The organism is Mongoliibacter sp., assembly GCF_007692705.1.
GTDB lineage: Bacteria > Bacteroidota > Bacteroidia > Cytophagales > Cyclobacteriaceae > Mongoliibacter.
Genome location: NZ_REBN01000061.1, coordinates 1 through 5120, shown reverse-complemented (window position 1 = coordinate 5120; position 5120 = coordinate 1). Strand labels below are relative to the sequence as shown.

Genomic DNA, 5120 nt, shown 5'->3' with positions numbered 1-5120 from the left:
GATCAATAGCTCGTCAGGATAAATACTTGCCAAGGTAGAAAGTTCGGATGCCAAATAAATTTTACCCTTTTCGTCGCTGATGTAAAATATAGGCTTTTCACCAAATCTATCTCTGGCGACATAAATGGAATTTTCCTTTTCATCATAAATTAGAAAAGCAAACATTCCAATGAATTTACTACAGACATCTTTCCCAAAAGCTTTATAAGCCAGTAAGATGACTTCAGTATCCGAGTCGGTGTGAAACTCAAAACCTCTTTGAATAAGTTCCTTCCTGATCTCCCTGTAATTATAAATCTCTCCGTTAAATATTATTTTCAGTCCTAAATCCGGTCTGTAGAATGGCTGGTTTGCATTTTCTGAAAGGTCGATAATGGAAAGTCTATTATGCCCTAACACCACATGATTATTACTGAATAAGCCCGTTGCATCCGGTCCTCTGTGATGTTGAAGTAGGATGCCTTTATCCATTCTTTGTATATCGCCAGAAGTGATGTTACCAAAACAGGAGAAAATTGCTGCTATCCCACACATATATTTTAGGCCTCTATGGCTGATTTAAATTTCAATTCCCAATTTTCGTAATTGTGGAAATCTTTTAATTTTTCTGGTTTTGCTGCTTCAAAATCCTTTTTTCTAAGAAGCTCGAAAGCTTCAATCCATGCCTGAACTTTATTAGGTTCTTTCACTCTGATTACCCTATCATAGTCCTGTATAACCTCTTCTATGCCTCCATTAATTGAAGTAATAACCTTAAGACCGCATTTGATTGCTTCTACTAAAGACAGACCAAAACCTTCTTTCCATAGAGAGGTGAAAAAGTAATAGTCTGAAATCTGTAAATATTTTGGTAATTGATCATGTCCGATTTTTCCGATCTGATAAACAGCTGGATTATCAATAGGAAGCTTTCCAGCATTTCCTATTACCAGAAATTTAAGATGAGGAAACTTAGGGGCCAAGCCTTCCACCAGCTTCAAAAAGATATGAAGTCCTTTGGCCGGCCGTGAATTGGCCATCCAAACTACCAGTTCATCTGTATCAGCAAATCCCATTCCCCTTTTCAATTGCTGCTTTTGATTGCTCTCTAAAGGATAAAAGAGATCAGATCTTACCCCATTACCTACTACAAACACTTCCGGAGAAAATACTTTGTTGACGGCCAATGATTCGAGGTATCCCAAATTGGTCAAGAAGAAAATCTTATCAATTTTGTGTCCAAAGCTTTCGGGAACCAATAATTGATGCCCATGATAAGAAAATATCAGCTCTACAAAGCAGGACAACTTATCTTTAAGCCCAGCAATTGCCTCACAAAGAATCAAGTCATCCATGACTACTATTTTTATGCTTTCAGCACTTTTGGATATGTCACGAATTGCCGTAAGAAAGTCCCTCGCTACCCAATGTTCCAACTGGAATCGGTAAAAAAGAGGATTATAGGTAATCCATTTCCTTTTTTGACAGTATAGATTACTTTCCAGGTTCGAATTTGAAGGGGAAAGGATGAAATCAAAGAATTCAGGGTCGTTTTCAATAAGAACAGAAATCCTGTTATTCCAGCTACCTAGTCTGGCAGATGGAACCTCTACATTGGAAACTAGAATTTTCAATTCTTTTTTCAAAATTCCTGTAACTCTACCATTCTTTTGAATTTTTTACTTTTACCAATAAGCTCATCAAAGGTGCCATTTTCCTTAATATGACCTTTTTCCATCAGGTATATGGTATCAGCCTTTCTGATTGTACTCAGCCTATGCGCTATAATAATGATGGTGAATTTACCCATGAGATTATCGATATTGGTCTGAATAGCCTTTTCAGTTTCTGAGTCCAAAGCTGAAGTGGCCTCATCAAAAATTAAAACATCTACATTTTTATACAGTTCCCTAGCGATGGAAACTCTTTGTTTTTGCCCTCCACTGATAAGAACTCCGTTATCACCAAGGTAAGTATCTTCTCTATCAGGAAGTCCTGACAAAAACTCCTGAAGGTTTGCCAATTGAATCGCCTCTTCAAAACGTTTTATATTTTCGGCGGACTTTTCCGCCCATAAAGTGACATTGTTAAATATAGTATCATTGAATATGACAGGCTCTTGGGTGATATACCCAAACCTCTTCCTGTAAGTTGAAATATTCACTTCTTTTCTTGGAGAACCATTCACTTCAATGATGCCTTGGGTAGGATTAATGAGACCTATAATAAGGTTTACTAAGGTGGTTTTCCCACTACCACTTTCCCCAACGAAGGCATAGGTGCTTAGTGGTTTTAAGTCAATATCAATATTTTCAAGCACCCTGAAACCATTAGGGTAAGAAAAGGAAATGGACTTAAGTTGAAGACTTTGAATTTGATCAACGGTAGGTTTATCTATAATATATTCTCTTCCATGGTCAAAATCTTTAATCAGGTCTACAGAAGCCAGTAAGCCTCCAATATTGGATATAAATCCTTGCCAGCTTCCTTGCAGAGTAACTATATAATTCAATGCTCTGTAAAGGAATATTAAACTTAGAAGGATAGAAGACATGGTTCCTCCCATTACGTTCACCTGAATAAGTATGATCAAAACTACAACTGCTAGAATTATAGGTTCTCTTGCACTCGACATAATTGCCGAATAAATCCCGATCTTTCTTTGGTTGTGTTCAATCTTATCAATGACATCTTTTAATTTAAGCTTGTATGAGGAAAAATAATCAGTTGCTTTGAGGTACTTAAAATTATACACAGCTTGTACCAAAAATGACTGAAACGTATTCCCCAATTTTGAAAGACCAATAGAGGCCTTTTCTGTATTGGTGAAAAGATATTTAAAGATCAGGTTGGACAAATAGCCTCCAATACTAACCAAAATTGCAAACTGGAAATTGGAAAGCATGGCTAATCCAATATATACCAAAAGTAAAATAGCATGTTGTAAGGAGTTGAAATAGGCTAAAAACCCATAGGTCAACTTGATTCCTTCTGATGCCAGCGTATTTTGAATTTTACCGGAATCAAAATTCAAAAATTCCTTATAACCCAAATCGCTAAGACCATCCACCAACTGATATCTCAGTTTTTTAACAAATTGATTCTGGAGCTTGATCTTAAAATAGCCATCAAAAAACCTCATGATGGCTTTCAATACAAAAAGTATCACCATAAATGTAATGACTACATTTAGGTTGAGATCGAACCCCAAATTTTCTATCCAAGTCAATAAAAAACGGAGCTCACCCATGGAATCCGCTTCCGCACCGGATACGTCGGACCCGTCAGCCGCGATCTGAAAGACCGGGATAAACAAAGCCAAACCAAAACCATCAAGCAAGCCTACCAGTAAACTGGATACAAGCAGGATAATAATTCTGTATCCTAAAAAAGAATAAAAGAAAATGAAATGGCGGAAATACTTTTCGAAAATTTTCTTTATCATTTCTCTGATTTAAACGCTGAAAATTCTCTTTTACTTTTTATCATCTTCATAATAACCGTAGCCATAGCCATATGTATAACCATAGCCATAAGTAACTTTACTTGAATCTACGCCATTGAATACCGCATATATATTTTTAAGATTTTTACTTGACTTCAAACCATTCAAAGCCTCTACAAATGAGCGTTGACTATAGTTTTGCCTGAAAAGGAACAAGGTGAAATCCACATGAGCAAGTAAATCCAAGGTCTCACTTACAAGTCCAACTGGAGGTGTATCCAATATGACCACATCATATTGTTCTTTGAGGTCTTTCATCAGTGTTTCAAACCTATGGGTGAAAAGTAGCTCAGCCGGATTAGGAGGAGTAGGACCGGAAACCAAAATGTCCAAGTTATCATACTCCGTATTTGTAATGACATTTCTCCAATCTTTTTCCTGACCACTTAGATAAGTCGAAAGCCCCTGACTATTCGAAACATCAAAGTCCCCAAAGATTTTAGGCTTTCTCATATCACAACCAACCAAGATTGTCTTTTTCCCTGTCAAGGAATACACCGAAGCCAAATTAATAGCACAAAATGTTTTACCTTCTCCTGATATCGTTGAAGTCACCATCAATGAAATTTTATCTTCATTTGGCTGCAAAAATCTCAAATTTGCCCTTAAGGATCTAAATCCTTCGGCAATTCCGGATTTCCCGTGCTTCAAAACCACCAGGCTATCAGCTGTTTTATTCAAAAGAATAGTGGCAACTACCGAGGTTTTTAGAAAATTTTCAAGGTATTTCACATCTTCAATTTTCGTTCTGAAAAACTCCCTTGAAAATATCACTAAAACAGGAACCAAGAATCCGAGGAATATAGAGGCAATATAATTCCTCATCGGCCTTGGTGAAAGCTGATACCCCCCTTCAGCAGGTTCAATAATCTTATTATTTGCTGTATTAGAAGCTTTGGTAATAGCTGCTTCCGACCTCTTTTCCATCAAAAAAGTGTAAAGGTTTTCATTAAGTGTGAATTGCCTTTCTATTCTTATAAGATTCTGTTCGGTTTGAGGTAAATTCCTAAAAGAACCTTCTATTTCAGTAATTCTTCTTTCTAGCTCTGTAATGAGACGCTGTGCATTTGAATCAACGTTTGTAAGTACTTCCCTGATTGAACTATTCAGGTTATCAATTTTCCTGTTTACTTCCCTCACTGCTGGCGAAATTTCCTTTTGTGTGGCAAGCAACCTAGATTTCTCTACCTGAAGGGAAAGTAAGTTTTCAATTTGTGCATTCAGAATAGGATCTTCAATCCCAATCCCTGAGGGCACTACAAGATCTCGGTAATTTTCTCTTACGAGATAATCTTTTAGGCTTTGATAATAAGTTCTTTTGAATCTTTCTTCACTCAACTGTGATTCCAGCTCCGAAAGCTGACTGAAAACTGCAGAACCCTCTGCACTTAAATCAAAGAATCTGTTTTGTGACCTAAAACTTTCAAGTTGTCTTTCAAAAAATCTCAAGGAATCTGCTATCCCTGAAACCTGCCCGTCAATAAATGCAATCGTATTGGCGTAGACTTCATTTTTCTCCTGTAATTCATTCGCTAAATAAGTTTGCATCAAAGTATTCAAATAAACCTCTCCAACAGCTACGTTAGTGGTATTGATACTTAGATTCATAATTGAGGCACCTCTTTCTACTGCAGAG

The 5120-nt window shown here is 36.8% G+C and carries 4 protein-coding genes; all 4 read right to left on the bottom strand.

From position 1 onward, the window contains the following. A partial coding sequence (locus EA341_RS01075) for an asparagine synthetase B (RefSeq protein WP_367126800.1) occupies window positions 1-534 on the bottom strand: 534 nt, incomplete at its 3' end. A 5-nt stretch (window positions 535-539) separates the two neighbouring features. Further along, on the bottom strand, window positions 540-1613 hold the full coding sequence (locus EA341_RS01070) for a glycosyltransferase family 4 protein (RefSeq protein ID WP_293010828.1): 1074 nt from the start codon (window positions 1611-1613) through the stop codon (window positions 540-542). A gap of 8 nt (window positions 1614-1621) precedes the next feature. Continuing rightward, entirely contained in the window at window positions 1622-3424 is a 1803-nt protein-coding gene (locus tag EA341_RS01065) for an ABC transporter ATP-binding protein (RefSeq protein ID WP_293010827.1), read from the bottom strand. Between the two features lie 30 nt (window positions 3425-3454). After that, on the bottom strand, window positions 3455-5120 hold a 1666-nt coding region (locus EA341_RS01060; protein WP_293010826.1), incomplete at its 5' end, for a tyrosine-protein kinase.

Bases quoted from the DNA above. Each gene is read 5' to 3' on its own strand.
- EA341_RS01065 (WP_293010827.1), bottom strand. From the start codon at position 3,424: ATGATAAAGAAAATTTTCGAAAAGTATTTCCGCCATTTCATTTTCTTT.